This is a genomic window from Rhizobium herbae (assembly GCF_019511375.1).
Classification (GTDB): Bacteria; Pseudomonadota; Alphaproteobacteria; order Rhizobiales; family Rhizobiaceae; genus Pararhizobium; species Pararhizobium herbae_A.
The window spans coordinates 78,426-100,121 of the sequence record NZ_JAEUAO010000005.1 but is presented as its reverse complement, the minus strand read 5'-3'; the positions used below and the strand labels follow the sequence as shown (position 1 = coordinate 100,121).

18 protein-coding genes are annotated in these 21,696 nt (G+C 60.8%); 6 read left to right on the top strand and 12 right to left on the bottom strand.

The window, feature by feature from the left end; genetic code table 11:
- Positions 1-46 precede the first annotated feature (46 nt).
- The gene (gene acs, locus JNB71_RS19560; protein WP_220373463.1) at positions 47-1,999 is read right to left on the bottom strand and encodes an acetate--CoA ligase; all 1,953 of its coding nucleotides are present in this window, start codon (positions 1,997-1,999) and stop codon (positions 47-49) included.
- Positions 2,000-2,234: 235 nt separating this feature from the next.
- On the opposite strand from acs, the gene JNB71_RS19555 reads away from it, so the two are divergent.
- Positions 2,235-2,936, top strand: a complete 702-nt coding sequence (locus JNB71_RS19555) for a DUF1013 domain-containing protein (RefSeq protein WP_026203596.1) — start codon at positions 2,235-2,237, stop codon at positions 2,934-2,936.
- Positions 2,937-3,002: 66 nt separating this feature from the next.
- On the opposite strand, the gene JNB71_RS19550 is transcribed toward JNB71_RS19555, so the two are convergent.
- On the bottom strand, positions 3,003-3,389 hold the full coding sequence (locus JNB71_RS19550; protein ID WP_220373462.1) for an ectoine synthase: 387 nt from the start codon (positions 3,387-3,389) through the stop codon (positions 3,003-3,005).
- Between the two features lie 140 nt (positions 3,390-3,529).
- Between JNB71_RS19550 and JNB71_RS19545 the strand changes: the two genes are divergently transcribed.
- On the top strand, positions 3,530-4,411 hold the full coding sequence (locus JNB71_RS19545) for a LysR substrate-binding domain-containing protein (protein ID WP_220373461.1): 882 nt from the start codon (positions 3,530-3,532) through the stop codon (positions 4,409-4,411).
- Here JNB71_RS19545 and JNB71_RS19540 read toward each other — a convergent pair.
- Complete coding sequence (locus JNB71_RS19540) at positions 4,408-6,315, bottom strand: AMP-binding protein (protein ID WP_220373460.1); 1,908 nt, start codon at positions 6,313-6,315, stop codon at positions 4,408-4,410. The two genes, JNB71_RS19545 and JNB71_RS19540, sit on opposite strands and share 4 nt — an antisense overlap.
- Before the next feature lie 99 nt (positions 6,316-6,414).
- The gene (locus tag JNB71_RS19535; protein ID WP_220373459.1) at positions 6,415-7,074 is read right to left on the bottom strand and encodes a YggS family pyridoxal phosphate-dependent enzyme; all 660 of its coding nucleotides are present in this window, start codon (positions 7,072-7,074) and stop codon (positions 6,415-6,417) included.
- A 247-nt stretch (positions 7,075-7,321) separates the two neighbouring features.
- Here JNB71_RS19535 and leuS point away from each other — a divergent pair, with 247 nt between their 5' ends.
- From leuS to holA, 3 genes are read left to right on the top strand one after another with little or no spacing between them, the layout of a single operon-like run.
- Complete coding sequence (leuS, locus tag JNB71_RS19530; RefSeq protein WP_220373458.1) at positions 7,322-9,949, top strand: leucine--tRNA ligase; 2,628 nt, start codon at positions 7,322-7,324, stop codon at positions 9,947-9,949.
- A complete protein-coding gene (gene lptE, locus JNB71_RS19525; protein WP_220373457.1) occupies positions 9,936-10,454 on the top strand; it encodes an LPS assembly lipoprotein LptE in 519 nt (172 codons plus the stop codon). Before leuS ends, lptE begins: the two co-directional genes overlap by 14 nt.
- 10 nt (positions 10,455-10,464) lie before the next feature.
- Positions 10,465-11,499: a DNA polymerase III subunit delta gene (gene holA, locus JNB71_RS19520; RefSeq protein ID WP_220373456.1), complete on the top strand. Its 1,035-nt coding sequence runs from the start codon at positions 10,465-10,467 to the stop codon at positions 11,497-11,499.
- Positions 11,500-11,544: 45 nt separating this feature from the next.
- On the opposite strand, the gene JNB71_RS19515 is transcribed toward holA, so the two are convergent.
- From JNB71_RS19515 to hemE, 8 genes are all read right to left on the bottom strand, one after another.
- Positions 11,545-12,432 carry a ParB/RepB/Spo0J family partition protein gene (locus JNB71_RS19515; protein WP_220373455.1) on the bottom strand — a complete coding sequence of 296 codons (888 nt, stop codon included), beginning with the start codon at positions 12,430-12,432 and terminating at the stop codon, positions 11,545-11,547.
- A 44-nt stretch (positions 12,433-12,476) separates the two neighbouring features.
- Positions 12,477-13,271 (bottom strand): ParA family protein, encoded by a 795-nt coding sequence (locus JNB71_RS19510; protein ID WP_220373454.1) that lies wholly within the window; start codon positions 13,269-13,271, stop codon positions 12,477-12,479.
- 14 nt (positions 13,272-13,285) lie between these two features.
- Positions 13,286-13,924 carry a 16S rRNA (guanine(527)-N(7))-methyltransferase RsmG gene (gene rsmG / locus JNB71_RS19505; RefSeq protein WP_220373453.1) on the bottom strand — a complete coding sequence of 213 codons (639 nt, stop codon included), beginning with the start codon at positions 13,922-13,924 and terminating at the stop codon, positions 13,286-13,288.
- The gene (mnmG, locus tag JNB71_RS19500) at positions 13,921-15,804 is read right to left on the bottom strand and encodes a tRNA uridine-5-carboxymethylaminomethyl(34) synthesis enzyme MnmG (protein WP_220373452.1); all 1,884 of its coding nucleotides are present in this window, start codon (positions 15,802-15,804) and stop codon (positions 13,921-13,923) included. Before mnmG ends, rsmG begins: the two co-directional genes overlap by 4 nt.
- 97 nt (positions 15,805-15,901) lie before the next feature.
- Positions 15,902-17,245, bottom strand: a complete 1,344-nt coding sequence (gene mnmE / locus JNB71_RS19495; protein WP_346657290.1) for a tRNA uridine-5-carboxymethylaminomethyl(34) synthesis GTPase MnmE — start codon at positions 17,243-17,245, stop codon at positions 15,902-15,904.
- A gap of 172 nt (positions 17,246-17,417) precedes the next feature.
- A complete protein-coding gene (gene rho / locus JNB71_RS19490; RefSeq protein WP_026203593.1) occupies positions 17,418-18,683 on the bottom strand; it encodes a transcription termination factor Rho in 1,266 nt (421 codons plus the stop codon).
- 193 nt (positions 18,684-18,876) lie between these two features.
- On the bottom strand, positions 18,877-19,416 hold the full coding sequence (gene hemJ / locus JNB71_RS19485; protein ID WP_220373451.1) for a protoporphyrinogen oxidase HemJ: 540 nt from the start codon (positions 19,414-19,416) through the stop codon (positions 18,877-18,879).
- Positions 19,413-20,447, bottom strand: a complete 1,035-nt coding sequence (gene hemE / locus JNB71_RS19480) for a uroporphyrinogen decarboxylase (RefSeq protein ID WP_220373450.1) — start codon at positions 20,445-20,447, stop codon at positions 19,413-19,415. The genes hemJ and hemE overlap by 4 nt, the downstream gene beginning before the upstream one ends.
- Positions 20,448-20,851: 404 nt before the next feature.
- On the opposite strand from hemE, the gene JNB71_RS19475 reads away from it, so the two are divergent.
- Positions 20,852-21,676: a pyruvate, water dikinase regulatory protein gene (locus JNB71_RS19475; RefSeq protein ID WP_018327176.1), complete on the top strand. Its 825-nt coding sequence runs from the start codon at positions 20,852-20,854 to the stop codon at positions 21,674-21,676.
- The last annotated feature ends 20 nt before the right edge of the window (positions 21,677-21,696 follow it).

The window sequence follows — 21,696 nt, the reverse complement described above, 5'->3', positions numbered from 1 at the left end:
TCACAGCGGCCCCGGCACGGAAGCCGGGGCACAGGCAACGCGCGAATCAGGCCTTCCTGTTCTGCCGGTTGGCGATGAGGTCGTCGACGACGGTGGGATCGGCCAGCGTCGAGGTATCGCCGAGCGCGCCGTAATCGTCCTCGGCGATCTTGCGCAGGATGCGGCGCATGATCTTGCCGGAGCGGGTTTTCGGCAGGCCGGGGGCGAACTGGATCTTGTCCGGCGAGGCGATCGCGCCGATTTCCTTGCGGACATGTGAGATCAGTTCCTTGCGCAGCTCTTCCGTGCCCTGCTGGCCGACCATCAACGTCACGTAGCTGTAGATGCCCTGGCCCTTGATGTCGTGCGGATAGCCGACGACGGCGGCTTCCGACACCGCATCATGGCTGACCAGGGCCGATTCGACCTCGGCCGTGCCCATGCGGTGGCCTGAGACATTGAGCACGTCATCGACGCGCCCGGTGATCCAGTAATAGCCGTCCTCGTCGCGGCGGCAGCCGTCGCCGGTGAAATACTTGCCCTTGTAGGTGGAGAAGTACGTCTGGATGAAGCGCTCATGGTCGCCATAGACGGTGCGCATCTGGCCGGGCCAGCTGTCGATGATGCACAGATTGCCGTCGGCCGCACCGTCGATCACCTTGCCTTCGGCGTCGACGAGTTGCGGCTGCACGCCGAAGAAGGGCCGGGTGGCCGAGCCCGGCTTCAAGGCGGTCGCGCCGGGGAGCGGCGTGATCAGAATGCCGCCGGTCTCCGTCTGCCACCAGGTGTCGACGATCGGGCAGCGGCCTTCGCCGACGGTGTGGTAGTACCATTCCCAGGCTTCCGGGTTGATCGGCTCGCCGACGGAACCGAGGATGCGCAGCGATTTACGCGACGAGCGCGTGACGAGGGCATCGCCCTGGCCCATCAAGGCACGGATCGCCGTCGGTGCCGTGTAGAAGATGTTGACCTTGTGCTTGTCGACCACGTCCCAGAAGCGGCCGGCATCCGGATAGGTCGGCACGCCCTCGAACATCAGCGTCGTCGCGCCGTTGGCGAGCGGGCCATAGACGATATAGGAATGGCCGGTGACCCAGCCGACATCGGCGGTGCACCAGTAGATGTCACCGTCGTGATAATCGAAGACATATTGATGGGTCATCGAGGCATAGACCAGGTAGCCGCCCGTCGTGTGCAGCACGCCCTTCGGCTTGCCGGTCGAACCCGAGGTATAGAGGATGAACAGCGGATCCTCGGCCTTCATCTTCGCCGGCGGGCAATCGGCTTTCACCGTGGCGACGGCCTGATGGTACCAGATGTCGCGCTCCGCGAACCAGTGGATCTTGCCGGCGGTGCGACGAACGACAAGAACGGACTTGACCTCGACGCCGTCGCGCTTGGCGATGTCGATCGCCTGGTCGGTGTTGGCCTTGAGCGGAATCGTCCTGCCGCCGCGCAGGCCCTCGTCGGCGGTGATGACGAAGGTGGACTGGCAATCCACTATGCGGCCGGCCAGCGCATCGGGGGAAAAACCGCCAAACACGATCGAATGCACGGCACCGATGCGGGTGCAGGCGAGCATCGCATAGGCGGCTTCCGGGATCATGGGCATGTAGATCGTGACGCGGTCGCCCTTTTTGACGCCGTTTGCCTTCAGCACGTTGGCAAGGCGGCAGACATGCTCGTAGAGTTCGCGATAAGTGATCTTCCTGTCATCATACGGGTTGTCGCCCTCCCAGATGATCGCCACCTGGTCGCCGCGCTTTTCCAGATGCCGGTCGATGCAATTGTAGGAGACGTTGGTGAGACCGTCCTCGAACCACTTGATCGATACCTTGCCTTCAAAGCTGGTGTTCTTGACCTTGGTGTAAGGCTTGAACCAGTCGATGCGCTTGCCGTGTTCGCCCCAGAACGCCTCCGGATCGGCGACGCTCTGCTTGTACCATTTCAGATAGGTGGCGTTGTCGATCAAAGCGCGTTGCTTGGCCGGCTTGAGCACCGGATAGGTCTTGACGGACATGCTGATTTTCCTCCCTGCGCAGGCAAGTTTCCGGACGCCGCGTCTCCCTGTGCGTCCTCTCCGGCCGCATTCATATCAGGTCAACACACGGCGGCAATTAGACAAAAGGTCATTTCTGCGAGAAGAATTGCATTTATGCGACGACGAGGGTATAGAGGCGCTAATTTCCCGGAAATTAAGTGGTTACACCCCACGGCCCGCGACACCGGCGCGGACGGACAGAAGGACTATACCCATGGCTCAACAACTGCTTATGCCCAAAGCGACGGCCGTATGGCTTGTTGACAACACTGCCCTGTCGTTCGAGCAGATCGCCCAGTTCTGCAAGCTGCACCCGCTGGAGGTCAAGGCGATCGCGGACGGTGAATCGGCGCAGGGCATCAAGGGCCTCGACCCGATCGCCACCGGCCAGCTGTCGCGCGACGAGATCGCCCGCGCCGAAGGCAACCCGAACCACAAACTGAAACTTTCCGAGCCGAAGGTGCGTGTGCCGGACTCGAAGCGCAAGGGCCCGCGCTATACCCCGGTTTCGAAGCGCCAGGACCGGCCGAACGCCATTCTCTGGCTGGTGCGCAACCATCCGGAACTGAAGGACGCCCAGATCTCGCGTCTCGTCGGCACGACCAAGTCGACGATCGAGCAGATCCGCGAGCGCACCCACTGGAACTCGACGAACCTGACGGCGATGGACCCGGTTACGCTTGGCCTCTGCACCCAGATCGACCTCGACCTCGAAGTTGAACGCGCATCCAAGGGCCGGCCGCTGCCGACCGCTGCCGAACTCGGCGCGACGCTCGAAGCGTCGAAGGAGACTGAAAAGCTGCCGTTCTCCTATGAGCGCGAGGAAGAGAAGGAAATGGACGCCGACGCCGTTTTCGCCAAGCTCAAGTCGCTCAAGTCCGACCGCAAGGACGAAGACGACGACGATCATTACTGATCGGATCGCCGCACACCACAAACCCGGATCGCCTGATCCGGGTTTTTTTTGCCGAGCGGCAAGCCGTCAGTAGGCAGAGCCCTCGCTGCCGTTAAGCCGGTGCCGCTCCGTCCCCTTGAGCGGCGGATTGAAGATGCTGACGAGGATCAGGTCCTCGTTCTTGCCGCCGCGCAGGTAATGCTTGTCGTGCTTGTCGAGCACGTAGATGTCGCCCGGCACGATCGGAAAGACATTGCCCTCCATGTCCTCGACCTCTCCGGCGCCGGCGATGCAGTAGCAGGCCTCGAGATGGTTGCGGTATTCGAGCAGCGAGGTGGTGTTGGCGCGCACCACGGTGTGGCAGACAGTAAAGCCCATGCCATCGCGCTCGGTCAGCAGACGATGGCTGGTGCCGCTTCCCCATTCGACGAAATGCGGCGTTTCCTCGACTTGCTTCAGATTGCGCACGAACATCAGCCTTGGCCTTTCTTCAGGAAAATTTGACGATTGGATGAAAGAGGGTGGTCAACCGCTCTGCCATTTCCACGTATCGCTTGCATTTACGCGATCGGCAAATGATGCTTTTTCGTCATTTAGGTTAGGAAAACTTGACTATGTTGCCATCGCTCAGCGCTTTGCGCGTCTTCGAGGCCGCAGCACGCCACAACAACTTTTCGCGCGCCGCCGACGAACTGCATGTCACGCACGCAGCGGTCAGCCATCAGATCCGTCTGCTCGAGGACTGGTTCGGCCGGCCGCTGTTTCTGCGCGAAAAGCGTAGCGTCCGCCTCGTGCCCGACGCTCTGGCGCTTGCGCAAACGCTGTCGGTCAGCCTGGGGCGGATCGAAGCGGAGGCCCACGCCTTGCGCATGCAGACGAGGGGCGAACTGACGGTCGCCTGCATCGCTTCGATCGCGACGCGATGGCTGATCCCAGCGCTTCCGGAGTTCCTGAACGCCCATCCGGACCTCAATGTGCGGGTCCTCTATGCGATGGGCGAGCAACGCTTTCGCGAGGCCGACTGTGACGTCCTGATCACGCTCGGGGAAGACAAGAGCGAGACGCGCGAATGCACCCGGCTGTTTTCCCGCGCCAACCGGCCCGTTGCCAGCCCGATCTATCTTGCACGCCGCGGAAAGCCGCAGAGCGCCCCGGAGATCGCCGCAGCCGACCTCCTGCACGACGAGACGCCGGAACGCTGGCTGAGCTGGTGCCGGAAGGCGGGGCTTCAGCCGCACGGCCCGCTGCGCGGCCCGGTTTTCCAGGACTTCAACCTGCTCGCCACCGCCGTGATCGCCGGACACGGCATTGCCCTCTGTCCGACCGAAGTGTTCCGCCGCGAATTGGCCAATGGCGACCTCGTTATCCTCTCCGATGTCGAGACCTTGACCGACGAAAGCTATTTCCTCGTCACCGCCCGGCCCGCCGGTGGCGGGGCTATCCGCTTCAGGGACTGGTTTTGCGGTCTGACGGCGATTTTGCGTGAATCCGGCTAACCACCGATGCCGCGTTCTTTCAGCGCCGTGGCGATTTCCTCCAGCACGGCCGGGTCGTCGATCGTCGCCGGCATCTTCCAGCTTTCGCGATCGGCGATCTTCTGCATCGTGCCGCGGAGGATTTTTCCCGAGCGCGTCTTCGGCAGGCGCTTGACGCAGATGACCGTCTTGAACGCGGCGACCGGGCCGAGACGTTCGCGCACCAAGGCAACGACTTCCCGCTCGATCGCAGCTGTTTCACGGGAAACATCGGCGTTGATGACAAGGAAACCCGCCGGAATCTGGCCCTTGATTGCGTCGGCAATGCCAATCACCGCGCATTCGGCCACATCCGCATGGCTGGCGCAGATTTCCTCCATCGCCCCCGTGGAGAGGCGATGTCCGGCGACATTGATGATGTCGTCGGTGCGCGACATGATGAAGATATAGCCGTCTTCATCGATATAGCCTGCATCGGCGGTGCGGTAGTAACCGGGGAATTCAGAGAGGCACGCCTCGCGAAACCGCGCGTCGGCATTCCAGAACGTCGGCAGGCAGCCGGGCGGCAGCGGCAGCTTGATCACGACATTGCCGAGAATTCCTTTGGCAACCGGGTGTCCGGCATCGTCGAGGACCTCGACGTCATAACCGGGCAGCGGCACCGCGGCCGAACCATATTTGACCGGCAGCAGACCGAGGCCGATCGGATTTCCCGCCACCGGCCAACCGGTTTCCGTCTGCCACCAATTATCGATGACGGGCACGCCGAGCTTCGCCTGCGCCCAGCCAACGGTATCGGGATCGGCCCGCTCTCCGGCAAGAAACAGGGCTTGCAGCGATGAAATGTCATGCCGGCCGATCAGTTCTCCCTGCGGATCTTCCTTGCGGATGGCACGAAACGCCGTCGGCGCTGTGAACAGCTTGGTAACACCGTGCTGTTCGACGACGCGCCAGTAGGCGCCCGCATCGGGCGTGCCCACGGGCTTTCCCTCGTAGAGCACAGACGTGCTGCCGTTGAGCAGGGGACCGTAGACGATGTAGGAGTGGCCGACGACCCAGCCGATATCGGATGCCGCCCAGAAAACCTCACCCGGCTTCAGGCCGAAGAAGTTCTGCATCGACCATAAAAGCGCGACCATATGGCCGCCCGTATCTCGCACCACGCCCTTGGGCTGGCCGGTCGTTCCGGACGTGTAGAGAATGTACAAGGGATCAGTGGCAAGAACCGGCGTGCAGGGCACATCCGCTCCTCTGTGCTTTGCCGCGCCGACCGCCGAAGCAAGGTCGATATCTCGCTTCCCCCGCAACTCCGCCCGAAGCATTTCGCGCTGATAAATCAGGCAATGATCGGGCTTATGGGCACTGATCTCTATCGCCGCGTCGAGCAGGGGCTTGTAGGCGATGGCGCGGCCGCCTTCGATGCCGCAACTGGCAGAAACGATCAGTCGCGCCTGACTGTCGCTGATGCGCGTGGCGAGTTCATTAGCTGCGAAACCGCCGAAAACGACAGAGTGCACGGCCCCGATGCGCGCTGCCGCAAGCATGGCAAAGGCCGCCTGCGGGATCATCGGCATATAGATGATGATCCGGTCGCCCTTGCCGATGCCCAGGTCACGATAGACGGCCGCAAGCGCGACAACCTCCGCCAACATGGCACCGTAGGTCCAATGTTCCACGGTGCCCGTGACCGGACTGTCATAGATTAGCGCGGTCTGATCGGCGCGACCGGCAGCGACCTGGCGATCCAGACAGTTGAAGCAGGTATTTGTCTCGCCGCCGCTAAACCAGTGGCCGTAGACGCCACCGTCTGGATCAAAAACCCGCTGCGGCGGCCGCAGCCAGTCGATATCTTCTGCGGCCTTTGCCCAGAACGCTCGCGGGTCCTGCCTCCACGCGCCATACACTTCGGAATAGCTGCTCGCCATTTCCGTCTCCTCCACTCCCGAACCGGCTGCTCAACCGGCCTCCGGGCGGAAACTTTAAGAGATTGCGAGGGGGGCGAGAAGCCAGACCAAAGGGTTAGATCACCGCGTGCCGAAGATCGCCGAGCCGACGCGCACGCTGGTGGCGCCGAACTGCACGGCCACATCGAAATCGCCGGACATGCCCATGGAGAGCTTCGTCAGCCCGCAACGCGCTGCGAGCTTGGCGAGCAGCGCGAAGTGCGGCCCGGGATTCTCTTCCGCCGGCGGAATGCACATCAGGCCCTCGATCGGAATGCCGATCGTCTCCCGACACAAGGTGACGAAGGCAACGGTTTCATCCGGCGCAATGCCGGCCTTCTGCGGCTCTAGGCCGGTATTGACCTGGACATAGAGGCGAACGGGCTTGCCCTGACGCACGATCTCGGCGGCGACGGCTCTGGCGATCTTCTCCCGGTCGATCGTCTCGATGACATCGAAGAGGGCAACCGCATCCGCCGCCTTGTTGGATTGCAGCGGGCCGATCAGATGCAACTCGATATCGGACCTCCCCGCGCGAAGCTGCGGCCACTTGCCTTGCGCTTCCTGCACGCGGTTTTCGCCGAAGACACGTTGTCCCGCCTCGATCACCGGGCGAATCGCCTCGACGTCGAACGTCTTCGAAACGGCAACCAACGAAACCGAGCCGGTGGCGCGGCTCGCACGGGCTTCCGCATCGCGAATCCGGCTCAGGACATCGTTCAACCGTTCAACCACGCTCATGGCCACCATCTCCATTGGTATCCTTCGACCCCGCCGGCCTTCGACGCTTCGGAAGCCGGGCTTCTGGCGCAATAGTCAAACATGGCGCGGATGCCAAGCCGTTATCGCCACCGACTGGCCGAATGGCTCAAAGATTTGCCCTCAAAGCCTTCCAAAACTTGACGCTACGCTTGTTTCATGGTGAAGGTCACGCCAAATGTCGGAGGGGATGATTTCCCCTCGCCCAAATTTCCGGAACATCGATCATATGGCTACCGAACGTTACAATCCGCGCGATGCTGAACCCCGCTGGCAACAGGAATGGGAGCAGAAAAACGTCTTCACCACGGACAATGACGATCCGCGCGAAAAATACTACGTGCTTGAGATGTTTCCCTATCCGTCGGGCCGCATCCATATGGGCCATGTCCGCAACTATGCGATGGGTGATGTCGTGGCGCGCTACAAGCGTGCCCGTGGTTACAATGTGCTACATCCGATGGGCTGGGACGCTTTCGGCATGCCGGCCGAAAACGCCGCCATGGAGCGTGGCGTACATCCGGCCTCCTGGACTTACCAGAACATCGCCTCGATGAAGGCGCAACTGAAGGTGATGGGCCTGTCGCTCGACTGGTCGCGGGAGTTTGCGACCTGCGACGTCGATTATTACCAGCGCCAGCAGCACCTGTTCCTGGACTTCCTCGAAAAGGGTCTGGTCTATCGCAAGCAATCGAAGGTCAACTGGGATCCTGTCGACAACACCGTTCTGGCCAACGAGCAGGTCATCGACGGCCGCGGCTGGCGCTCCGGCGCATTGGTGGAGCAACGCGAACTGACACAGTGGTTTTTCCGCATCACCGATTTCAGCCAGGACCTCTTGGATTCGCTGGACAAGCTCGACCAGTGGCCGGAAAAGGTCCGGCTGATGCAGAAGAACTGGATCGGCCGTTCCGAGGGCCTGACGATCCGCTGGGAAATCGTTCCAGGCACCGGCGCTGAAGCATCTGAAGTGACCGTCTATACAACGCGGCCGGACACGCTGTTCGGTGCCTCCTTCCTGGCGATCGCCGCCGACCACCCGCTGGCGCAACAGGCAGCCGCTGCAAATGCGGAAATCGAAGCATTCTGCGACGAATGCCGCCGTGCCGGTACATCGCTCGCCGCGCTCGAGACGGCCGAGAAGAAGGGTATCGACACCGGAATCCGGGTCAAGCATCCGCTCGATCCGAACTGGGAACTGCCGGTCTACGTCGCCAACTTCGTGCTGATGGACTACGGCACTGGCGCCATCTTCGGCTGCCCTTCCGGCGATCAGCGCGACCTCGACTTCGCTCGCAAATACGGCCTGCCGGTCGTTGCCGTGGTCATGCCGAGGGACGGCGATGCGGCAAGCTTCGCTATCGGCAATGAAGCCTATGTCGGCGATGGCGTGATGATCAATTCGCGCTTCCTCGATGGCCTTTCGACCGAAGAGGCCTTCGAGAAGGTCGCTTCGACACTGGAGAACACGAAGATCGGCGGCGAACCGCAGGCAAAGCGCAAGGTCAATTTCCGCCTGCGCGACTGGGGCATCTCGCGCCAGCGCTATTGGGGCTGCCCGATCCCGGTCATTCATTGCGAAGACTGCGGCGTGCTGCCGGTGCCAAAGGCCGATCTGCCGGTGAAACTGCCGGATGATGTGACCTTCGACAGGCCGGGCAATCCGCTCGACCGCCATCCGACCTGGCGACACGTCGCTTGCCCGCAATGCGGCAAGGATGCGCGGCGCGAGACCGACACGATGGATACCTTCGTCGATTCATCCTGGTATTTCGCCCGCTTCACCGCACCGTGGGACAACAACCCCACCAATCCGGCCGTCGTCGACCGCTGGTTGCCGGTCGACCAGTATATCGGCGGAATCGAACACGCGATCCTGCACCTGCTCTATTCGCGGTTCTTTACCCGGGCAATGAAGGCAACCGGCCATGCCGGCCTCGACGAGCCGTTCAAGGGTCTTTTCACCCAGGGCATGGTCGTGCACGAGACCTACAGCCGCGGCGAGGGCGCACAACGCGAATGGATCACGCCGGCCGAGATCGCGATCGAGGAAGTCGACGGCAAGCGCCGGGCGACGCTGATCGAAACCGGCGAACCGATCACGATCGGCTCGATCGAGAAGATGTCGAAGTCGAAGAAGAACGTCGTCGATCCGGACGACATCATCGCCTCCTATGGAGCCGACACGGCGCGCTTCTTCGTCCTCTCCGATTCCCCGCCGGATCGCGACGTCATCTGGTCGGAAGCCGGCGTCGAGGGCGCCCACCGCTTCGTGCAGCGCCTGTGGCGGCTGGTCTCGGAGGCATCCGGGACGTTGAAGGCGACCGAAGCCAAGCCGGCTTCTCAGGGACCGGCGCTGGCGATCTCGCAGGCCGCCCACAAGACGCTGAAGGCTGTCGAGGCGGACTATGACAAGCTCGCCTTCAACAAGGCCGTGGCGCGCCTCTACGAGCTGGTGAACGCGCTTGCGGGCCCGCTGACGCAGGTCGCCGACGGTTCGGCCGACGCCGCAACGATCTGCGCCGTCAAGGACGCGACCACGATCCTGATCAACCTCTTCGCGCCGATGATGCCGCATCTTGCCGAACAGTGCTGGCAGGAGATCGGCGGCACGGGTCTGGTCGCGCAGGCCGCCTGGCCGACTTACAACGAGGCGCTCGTTGCCGAGAACGAGGTGACGATGCCGGTTCAGATCAACGGCAAGAAGCGCGGCGATTTGACAATTGCGCGCGACGCAGATCAGACTGCGATCGAGAGCGCGGTGCTGGCGCTCGACCCCGTCAAGGCCGCGCTGAACGGCCAGAGCCCGAAGAAAATCATCGTCGTGCCCCAGAGGATCGTGAATGTCGTTGTCTGAGAAAGCTCAAAGATACGCGCAACTTCTGGCAATCGGCAGCTTCATCGCCCTGGCTGGCTGCCAGGTGAAGCCGCTCTATTCCGAGGGGCCACAGGGAAAGCCGGCCAAGGCACTCGCTTCGATCGAGATCTCCGATGCCGACGACCGTGTCGAGCAGGAAGTCCGCAACGCACTGATCTTTCTGACATCCGGCGGCGCTGGTGAGCCGGCTCGTCCGGAGTATAAGATGGCGCTGAATGTCACCAGCGAGGTGATGGGCGTGCTTTACGATCAGGAATCCGACACCGCGGGTGCCGGCCGCGTCGTCGTCAGGGCGGACTACAACCTGACGCGCGCCGATAGCGGCGAAACCGTCCGGTCCGGCAATCGCAGCGCCGTCGCCCTCGTCGACTTCCCCGAACAGGAATTCGCCAAGGTTCGCGCCACGCGCGACGCGCAAAACCGGGCAGCCAGGGAGTTGGCCGAGATCATCCGGGCGGATATAGCGGCGGCGCTCGGCCGCTGACGGTGGCGGCATGAGCGAGATCAAGTCGCACGAATTCGACGGATTCCTGCAGCGGCCGCTCGGGGAGAACAGGCTCTATCTGGTCTACGGGCCGGATCGCGGCCTTGTCTCCGAACGCGCCGGCCAGATCGTCGCGAAAACTGGCGTGGCGCTGGATGATCCCTTTTCGCTGGTCAAGCTCGATGCCTCCGACCTGCAGCAAAGCCCCGGACGCTTGCTCGACGAGGTCAACACGATCGGGCTGTTCGGAGGCGAAAAGCTTGTCTGGATCCGCGCGTCGGGCACGGAAAAGACGCTGGTCGACAGCCTCTCGACACTCGCACAGCAACCGCCCGACGGCAGCTATGTGATCATCGAGGCCGGCGACCTGAAGAAGGGAACCGGGGTCAGAAAGATCGGCGAAACCGCGCGTTCGGTCGTGGCCGTCGCCTGCTACAGCGACGACGCACGCGCGTTGAACAGCCTGATCGACCACGAACTTGGCGAGGAACGCCTAAGGATCACACCGACGGCGCGGCAACGGCTGAACGAAGCGCTGGGCGGCGATCGCCTCGCCTCGCGCAACGAGATCCGCAAGCTGGCACTCTACTGCCGCGGCCTGGCCATGATCGAAGAGGAACACGTTTCCGAGATCGTCGGCGATGCCAGCGCCATATCGGTCGACGACGCCATCGATGCGGTCCTCAAGGGCGATGTCGACGGCCTGCAGCATGCCATCCGCAAGATCACGGCCTCAAAGACGGCAATCTTTCTCGTATTGCAGGCGTGCCTCAAGCAGTTTCAACTTCTCGACCTCATGCGGGCGGAAATGGACGACAGGCGCCAGCAGCCGAGTCAGGTCGTCGCAACGCTCGGTCGCCACCTCCATTTCCGACGCAAGCCGCTGGTCGAAGCGGCGCTCAAGACCTGGACCTTGCCCGCCATCCGCCGCGAACTAGCGCGTTTGCAGACGGCAATTTTCCAGAGCCGCACCCGACAAGGCCTGGAAGACAGCATCGCCATGCAGACATTGCTGGCCATCACGCTGCAGTCGGCCCGGCGATAGCCTTTCCGACTGGAATAAAGCAAATTGTTTCGGATAAGAAACGATTTAACGCCGCTCCAGCAGCCGGCAGATTTCCTCAAGCTGATCGAGCGTTTTGTAGGAAATGCGCAACTGGCCGCCGTTTGCCTTGTGATTGACGGTCACATCCAATCCGAGGCTGTCGGAAAGCGTTCTTTCCAGAGCAAGCGTGTCGGCGTCTTTCTCTTCCTTCTGCGAAGGCTTGCCGTAGTTAGGGTCGTTCTGGGCACGGATATCGTTTTGGGCCAGGCGCTCCGCATCACGGACGGACAGGCCCTTCGCAACAATTGAGCGGGCCAGACCGACCGGATCGGATGTCGGAATGAGAGCGCGGGCGTGGCCGGCCGAAAGCGTGCCCGAAGAGAGCATGTCGCGCACCGGTTCCGGCAGTTTCAGCAGGCGCAGACTGTTGGCCACATGGCTGCGACTCTTGCCGATTATTTCGCCGAGATCATTCTGCGTGTAGCCATGCTCGGCAATCAATTGGTCGTAGCCGAGCGCCTCTTCCAGCGGATTGAGGTCGGACCGCTGGACGTTTTCAACGATCGCGATCTCCAGCGCCGTACGGTCATCCACGTCGCGGACAATCACCGGAATATCGGTGAAGCCGGCAAGCTGAGCGGCGCGCCAACGGCGCTCCCCGGCTATGATCTCGTAGCGTTGATCGGCGATCGTCCGGACGACCACCGGCTGAACGATGCCGTGTTGGCGGATCGAGCTTGCAAGATCCTGCAACTCTGCCTCATCAAAGGCGCGCCGCGGGTTGCGCGGGTTGCGGGCGACAAATTCGATCGGAATGCGTCGGTCGGCAGTGACCGGCGCCACCGGACCGCTGGCCTGCAAGGGCTGGTCCATCTCGCCGATCAAGGCCGCTAGGCCGCGGCCGAGTCTTCGTCTCGAATTGTCATCATTCATCGTCTGCACTCACACTTATCGTTACGATGTCGAATCGATTGCACTCACGCCGCCTTGCGCAGCCTTTCGCGCTGAATCACTTCGGATGCCAGCTGAAGATAGGCTTGGCTGCCCGCGCACTTGAGGTCGTAAAGAATCGCCGGCTTCCCGTAGGACGGCGCCTCGGACACGCGGACGTTACGCGGGATCAGCGTATGATAGACCTTCTCGCCCAAATGGGTTCGCACGTCATTGACCACCTGCTGGGCAAGATTGTTGCGGGAATCGAACATGGTCAGCACGATACCCTGGATATCCAGGATGGGATTGACCGAACGGCGAATCTGATCGACGGTTTCGAGCAACTGGCTCAATCCCTCAAGCGCAAAGAACTCACATTGCAATGGCACCAGGACCGAGTGCGCGGCGGCCATGGCATTCATGGTCAGGAGATTGAACGATGGCGGGCAATCAACCAGCACGTAAGAATATGCAAGCGCTTCGGGTGAGGCGAGTGCCTTTCGTAGCCGGAAGACGCGGTCACTTTCGCGAGAAATTTCCATCTCGACGCCAAGCAGGTCCATGGTCGATGGAATGATCGACAGATTGGGAACAACAGTGTCCTGGGCGATCGCGTCAATGCCGTGCGAACCGATCAGCAGTTCGTAGGAGGAAAGCTTGCGGTCGCGGCGCTGGATCCCAAGGCCGGTGCTAGCGTTGCCCTGCGGATCAAGATCGACAATCAGCACCTTCTCACCGATCGCCGCAAGCGCAGTTGCGAGGTTGATTGCTGTCGTTGTCTTTCCGACACCACCCTTTTGGTTGGCGATGGTGATGATCCGGTTCTTTTCGCCTGCCATGCCACGGTCCGCCGCTATTGATTGTTCCGCGAAAGATTTGCGATCTCGAGAATCACAGAATCCGCCTCGATGACGCTTGTGTGTTTTATCAGATCAAAGTGAAAGCGGCTAACGGCTTTGTCTATCTCTTGCTGGTAATCCCGGCCTTTGTGAAAGAATGCGCGAGCTTGTCTGTCACTCGTCATCCAAGGTGCACAGTAATCCAGCAGTTGAGGCAGATCCGCAAGCGCACGAGCGGAGATCGCGTCGCATTCCGGGATAATCTTGATGGCTTCCTCGATGCGAATCGGGTGAACGGAGCCGCGCGCCCCGGTTTCGGTCAAGGCGACACGAAGAAATGCCGCCTTCTTGTTGTTGCTTTCAACCAGATGAACCCATCCGCCATCCAACTCCGCGAGCAAGATTGCGGTAATGATGCCGGGAAAACCACCGCCGCTGCCCAGATCAACCCACCGTATTGGCCCAGGACAGAGCTGAAAAATTTGTGCGCTGTCTGCAATGTGACGCTGCCATAGATCATTCAAAGTCGACGGTGCTACCAGGTTGATCGACTTTGCCCATTTCTGAAAAAGAAAGGCAAAGTGCTCGAGTTTCTCAGACGTTTCACGTGAAACACGCAATCCGTTCAGCTCTCTGGAAGGACTCGCAATCATTGAATCGCCTGCCTGGAATATGCAACCGATGACGCCTCGCCCTTGCGAATATGAGCAAGAATCAGCGAAATGGCCGACGGCGTGATGCCGTCGACCTTCATCGCCTGGGCGAGATTGCGCGGCATGGCGGCGACGAGCTTTTGCTTCAACTCATTCGATAAGCCGGAAAGCGATTGAAAGTCGAAGCCCTCGGGAATGGCACGGCTTTCTTCGCGCTGGACGCCGGCAATATCCGCGGCCTGCCGGTCCATATAGACGGCATAGGTCGCATCGATCTCCAGCGCCTCCGCCAGCTTGGCGTCGATGGCCAGCAGTTCGGGCCACACGGCGCCGAGCGACTGAATACTATGCTCGGCATAGGACAGAAGTTCAAAGGCAGACCGCCGCTGTCCATCGAGATTGAGCTTGAGGCCGCGCATCCGGCCTTCTGTCGGGGTAACCGCCAGCGATTTTAGCATCTGACGGTGGGACTCGATCGCCTCGACCCATGCTCTGAACTTCTCCGCTCGACGTTCCGAGACACAGCCGAGCGACATCGCCTCGGGCGTCAGCCGGATATCTGCGTTGTCCGCACGCAAGGACAGCCTGTATTCCGCGCGGGAGGTGAACATGCGATAGGGCTCGGCAACGCCGCGGGAGGTGAGGTCATCAATCATCACACCGATATAGGAATTCGTCCGGCTGAACTGATAAGGCGCACTCCCGCCACAAAGCAGCGCCGCATTGAGTCCCGCCACCAGCCCCTGGGCCCCGGCTTCTTCATAGCCGGTCGTACCGTTGATTTGACCCGCCAGAAACAGGCCCGAAATCTTTTTCACTTCCAAGGACGCAGAAAGTTCACGCGGATCGACGTGATCATACTCGATCGCATAGCCCGGTTGCAGGATAGAGACCCGCTCCAGGCCGGGAATCGTCCTGATGAAGGCGTCCTGCACATCCTCGGGTAGCGATGTCGAAATGCCATTGGGGTAGACGGTATCGTCATCCAGGCCTTCCGGCTCGAGAAAAATCTGGTGACCATCGCGCTCGCCGAATTTGACGATCTTGTCTTCAATCGAAGGGCAATATCGCGGCCCCACGCCTTCGATCTGGCCCGAATACATCGCGGACCGGTTGAGGTTGTCGGCGATGATCTGATGCGTGGCCGCCGTCGTTCGCGTGACGCCGCAATCGATCTGGCGATTGACAATCCGGTCGGTCATAAAGGAGAAAGGCACCGGATCTTCATCCGCGCTCTGCCGGCCAACGGATCCCCAATCGATCGTCTTGCCATCCAGTCGGGCAGGCGTTCCCGTTTTCAAGCGGCCGAGGCGCAGACCGAAGCCTTCAAGCGTCGCTGACAATCCGACGCTGGGCACTTCTCCCACGCGGCCAGCGGGGATCTTCCGGTTGCCGATGTGAATCAAGCCGCGCAGAAACGTGCCGGTCGTCAGGACGGCGGCTCCGCATCGCAGCACTCGGCCGTCGGCAAGAACAACACCTCTGACCCGGCCGCCTTCAAGCTGGAGATCGAATGCATCGCCCTCAATGACATCCAGGTTGTGGATCGACTGGATCTCTGCCTGCATCGCCAGCCGATAGAGCTTTCGATCAGCCTGGGTGCGCGGGCCACGAACGGCCGGTCCCTTACGGCGATTGAGCAAGCGGAACTGGATGCCAGCAGCGTCGGCGACGCGGCCCATCAGACCGTCCATGGCATCGATCTCGCGAACGAGATGGCCCTTGCCGAGCCCGCCAATCGCCGGATTGCACGACATCACGCCGATCGTATCCCGCTTGTGCGTAACAAGAGCCGTTTTTGCCCCCATGCGAGCCGCGGCACTTGCAGCTTCACACCCGGCATGGCCGCCGCCGATGACAATCACATCGTACTCAATCATACCCAAACCGTCTCCATCACGGTATCAAATCGGTTCCGAATCGTTTCACGTGAAACATCCACGGAGACTCGCGCACGTTGTATTCCGCGGTTGTACCTCATTTACCGATACAGAACTCGGAGAAAATCACGTCCAACAGGTCTTCAACGTCAACACGCCCCGTGATTCGACCGAGTGCGTCTCCAGCCTGGCGAAGATATTCAGCCTGAATATCAAGCCCGCGATTAGATTGTGCCAAACTCAAATCGATCGCATCACGCGCTTGCTTAAGACAGTTGACATGCCTTTTTCGCGACGGCAACGCCAACGCCGTTTGGCCCGAAAGGTCGGGGAGGTGGTTTTTCAATTGTTCGATAAGCCGGTCTATTCCCGCGCCCGTCTTTGTCGAAATCAAGACATCGGCGCCAGCCTTATCCCATAAATCGGTGCCCCGATCAATCTTGGTACCGATGCGAATAACCGGCTTGGCTGCATAAAGCTCCGTCAGTTCCGGGAAGCCGCCCGGGGCATCGGCCAGCAACAGGACAAGGTCGGCCTGCTCCAGTGTCACGTAGGCGCGGCGCACACCCTCTTTCTCGACCAGGTCATCGGTAGGACGAAGCCCTGCCGTGTCAAAAAGCCGTACGGAGAATCCGGCTAAGGAAAGATCGACGGACAGCACGTCCCTGGTGGTCCCGGCGATGTCGGTGACGATGGCGACGTCGCGCCGGGCGAGGCAGTTGAGCAGGCTCGATTTACCGGCATTCGGTTCGCCGGCGATCACGATTTTCAGCCCGTCGCGGATGATTTCCGCCGTACCGGCCCCAGCCAGATGCGCATCGATCTCTGCGCGCAGGGCTCGCATGTCAACCCATATGGACGCCGCCACCGAGCCCGGAACATCGTCCTCATCGGCAAAATCAAGCTCGGCTTCGATCATCGCCCTTGCGTGAGTAAGACGGCGCGCCCAGCCGTGATAAAGCGCCGACAGATGCCCGCTCGAATGTTCCTGCGCCAGGCGACGCTGCATCTCGGTTTCTGCGGCAATCAGGTCGGCGAGGCCTTCGACCTCAACAAGGTCGAGCTTGCCGTTGTGAAAGGCGCGCCTTGAAAACTCGCCCGCCTCTGCATGCTTCAGTCCGGCAATCGTCGAAAGTTCAGACAGAACAGCGTCGACGACAGCGCGTCCTCCATGAATCTGGAACTCGGCACAATCCTCTCCGGTGAATGATGCCGGCGCCGCGAAGTAAAGCACCAGGCCCTGGTCCAGGACATCATTGTTTCGATTGCGAATCGACCGCAGCGACGCCTTTCTTGGCGCGGGTACGGATCCACACAGCCGTTCCACCGCCGACCGTGTGCGCGGACCGCTGATACGGATCACCGCGACGCCGGACGGAAGTCCGCCGGAGGACAAGGCATAGATCGTGTCGGCCACGCTCTGATCCTGCTGATGGTTCACCGCCGGAACCTCCTGGTTCGGAACTGCTATCGTCGTCGCGATTATACGCCAGATCGGGCGTCACCGTGAGCGCTGCAACTCCCAGCCGCGACTCCGGCGAAGGAATCCGGCTAAGTTAAAACACGAAAGCCCAGGCAGAACCTGGGCTTTGTCACGAAATCCGTCGATCCGGTCAGGTATTCATCGAATCGAAGAAATCGCCATTGGTTTTGGTCTGCTTCAGCTTGTCGATCAGGAACTCGATCGCATCCGTGGTGCCCATTGGCGCGAGGATGCGGCGAAGCACGAAGATCTTCTGCAGGTCCTGACGCGGCACGAGAAGGTCTTCCTTGCGCGTACCGGACTTGAGGATGTCCATGGACGGGAAGATGCGCTTGTCGGCGACCTTGCGGTCCAGCACGATTTCCGAGTTGCCGGTACCCTTGAATTCTTCGAAGATGACTTCGTCCATACGGCTACCCGTATCGATCAGCGCGGTGGCAATGATCGTCAGCGAGCCGCCTTCCTCGATGTTGCGCGCGGCACCGAAGAAGCGCTTCGGCCGCTGCAGGGCGTTGGCATCGACACCACCGGTCAGCACCTTGCCCGACGACGGCACGACGGTGTTGTAGGCGCGGCCGAGGCGGGTGATCGAGTCAAGCAGGATGACGACGTCGCGGCCGTGTTCGACCAGGCGCTTGGCCTTCTCGATGACCATTTCGGCGACCTGGACGTGGCGCGTCGCCGGCTCGTCGAAGGTCGAGGAGACGACTTCGCCCTTGACCGAGCGCTGCATGTCGGTGACTTCTTCCGGCCGCTCATCGATCAGGAGAACGATCAGGTAGCACTCCGGATGGTTGGCGGTGATCGAATGGGCGATGTTCTGCAAGAGGACGGTTTTACCCGTGCGCGGCGGCGCAACGATCAGGCCGCGCTGGCCCTTGCCGAGGGGGGCGATCAGGTCGATGACGCGAGCGGAAAGATCCTTCGAGGTCGGGACCTCAAGCTCCATCTTGAAGCGCTCGTTCGGGTAGAGCGGCGTCAGATTGTCGAAATGAACCTTGTGGCGAATCTTCTCCGGGTCCTCGAAGTTGATCGTGTTGACCTTGAGCAGGGCGAAATAGCGTTCGCCTTCCTTCGGACCGCGGATCGGGCCCTCGACGGTATCGCCGGTCTTCAGCGAGAAGCGGCGGATCTGCGAGGGCGAGATGTAGATGTCGTCCGGGCCCGGCAGATAATTGGCATTGGCCGAGCGCAGGAAGCCGAAGCCGTCCTGCAGTACCTCGACGACGCCTTCGCCGATGATTTCGACATCCTGGCTCGCCAGCATTTTCAGGATCGCGAACATCAGCTCCTGCTTGCGCATGACGCTGGCGTTCTCGACCTCGAGTGATTCAGCAAAGGCCAGGAGATCCGTCGCTGTTTTGTTCTTAAGTTCTTGTAGCTTCATCTCAGCCATGAAGGGACCACACTTGGAATCGGAAAGGAAAAATCGGCGTGTCTGATGTAAGGGGAGCTGCAGCGGAAGGGGCAGGCTCGTAACGTTTACATAGGTCACGATAAGAGGAGGTGGGCGGAAAATAGCGATTCACTCGCCGCGCCGCAAGGGGTTTGGAAAAATTAGCAAAAGTTTCCTTAAGAACGTGCGCTGATCAAAGCGGTTTTACAACTGCCATGATGACGATCAGGATCATCAGCACCGTCGGCGCCTCGTTCATCAGCCGCCAATAGCGGGCGCTGCGGGCGTTTTCATCCCGCCCGAAGGCCCGCACCGCGCGGGCAAACAGCATATGGACGCCCGTCAGGAGAACAACCAAAAGCAACTTTGCATGCAGCCATCCGCCCTGAAATCCGTAGACGCTCCAGGCGAGATAAAGGCCGAGCATCCAGCTGATCATCATTGCCGGGTTCATGATGACCTTCAAGAGCCGCTGTTCCATCATCTTGAAGGTCTCGGACTGGTCGGAGCCCGGCGCCGCATCCGTGTGATAGATGAACAGTCGCGGCATGTAGAGCAGGGCGGCCATCCAGGACATCACGGCGATGATATGCAGCGCCTTGACCCAGAGATAGAGATTATCGGGCTGCCAAACGAACAACCCAGCGAGCAGTGCCAGAAACAGCGCAATGGCGACAAGAGCGCGCATGCGCGCCCTTTTCCCGGGACCAGCCTCGGTCTGGCGCTCCGTCATGCCCTTGCTCCGCGCACCCGCGAGACGAGACGCAAGACGTTGTCCGGATCGGCCTGCGGCGTGATGCCATGGCCGAGGTTGAAGATCAGCGGGCCGTTGCCCAGGGCTTGCAGGATCGCGTCGATGCCGTCATCCAGCGCCTGCCCGCCGGCAACGACCCGCATCGGGTCGAGATTGCCCTGGACGGGACCGTCCTTCTGAAGCTCGGCCGCAAAGGAAAGCGGCACCGACCAGTCCAGACCGATGGCGTCGGCAGCGGTTCCCTGGCGATAGCCCTTGAGAAGAATGCCGGCACCCTTTGCAAAGGCGATGATCCTGGCATTCGGCCGTCGCGCCCGAACACTGTCGATCATCCGGCGAACCGGCTTGACGGCATATCTCAGAAACTCGTCTTCGCCGAGCACGCCTGCCCAGGAATCGAAAATCTGTACCGCGTCGGCGCCGGCATCGATCTGCGCGACGAGGTAATCGGCCGAAACGTCGGCAAGCGTTGCCAGCAAACAGTCGAAGGCTTCCGAATAGCGATAGGCAAACAAACGCGCCGGCGCCTGGTCCGGTGTCCCGTGGCCTGCGATCATATAGGTCGCCACCGTCCAGGGCGCGCCGCAGAAACCGAGCAGGGTCGTCTCTTCAGGCAGTTCGTCGCGCAGCCGCCGGACCGTTTCGATGACCGGCTTCAGATGATCGGCGACCGGTCGGGTATCGAGCCTTGCAATGTCGGCTTCCTCGATCGGATCCATGCGTGGTCCATGCCCCTCCTCGAAACGCACATTGCGTTTCAATGCATCGGGAATGACCAGGATATCGGAAAAGAGAATGGCAGCGTCAAAGCCGTATCGGCGGATCGGCTGCAGCGTCACTTCGACAGCAAGCTCCGGGGTGTAACAGAGATCGAGAAAGCTGCCGGCTGCTGCCCGGGTCTGGCGATATTCGGGAAGATAGCGTCCAGCCTGCCGCATCAACCAGACAGGGGGAGGTGACAGGGTTTCACCATTCAACACCCGTAGCACCTTGCGGCTTTTCTCGGTCACCGACACATTCTCCCAATATAAAAGAAATCAGATCTCTAAAGGTTTCTATTTCTTAGAGTCGGTGACTATCAAGGATTAAAAGTCACCCAACCTTTTTCCACGTTTGTGCTCGTTCGACCCAATTGCCGGGTTCAAATTTCGCCGCGCCGCCATAACTTCCGGCATACCCGGGAAAATTCAGGGGATTCAAAATCTTGCCTGTTTCCAGCCGCGCGCCTTTCTTGTGGAAAAGCGGTGGACAAACGTGACACTTTGTCCTTCCATGAGTCTTGTCCACAAGCGAGGAAAATCGGTCTCCCGCGAATCCGGATTGTGAATAACGCGCCGGTTTTCCCTCCGCCTTGGAAAAGGGCCGGCGCTTGATCGTCGTTGTCCCGGTTTATCAACAGCCCCGGAGAAATAGCGTGGAGAACCATAAAAACTATTTCCATCTGCATCTGATCTCCGATTCGACCGGCGAGACGTTGATCGCGGCGGGCAGGGCAGCGGCCGCGCAGTTTCAGTCGTCGCATGCGCTCGAACACGTCTATCCGCTGATCAGGAATCGCAAGCAGCTGATGCAGGTGATGGCCGCGATCGATGGTGCGCCGGGGATCGTGCTTTATACCATCGTCGATCGGGAGCTCGCCGACATCATCGATGCGACCTGCAAGGAGATGGGCCTGCCGTGTGTTTCGGTGCTCGACCCGATTATCGAGCTTTTCCAGTCCTATCTGGGCACCACGTCCCGGCGGCGGTCCGGTGCGCAACATGTGATGGACGCCGACTACTTCGCGCGTATCGATGCGCTCAATTTCACCATGGATCATGATGACGGGCAGATGCCGGCGGATTTCAACGATGCCGACGTCGTGCTGGTTGGCATCAGCCGGACCTCGAAAACACCGACCAGCATCTATCTCGCCAATCGCGGCATCAAGACTGCCAATATTCCGATCGTGCCCGGCGTCCCGTTGCCGGACCGGCTCATGGAGGCAACCAAGCCACTGGTCGTCGGGCTGATCGCAACCGTCGACCGGATTTCCCAGGTGCGGGAGAACCGGGTGCTCGGAACCCCGTCGCACAATTTCCGCGGCGAAGAATATGTCGACCGCGCCTCGATTGCCGAGGAACTGAAATACGCGCGATCGCTCTGCACCCGCAACAACTGGCCGATGATCGACGTGACGCGTCGCTCGATCGAGGAAACGGCGGCTGCAATTGTTGCCCTGAGACCGCGGCTGCGTTAAGGCCAGTCCGGTCAATCAGG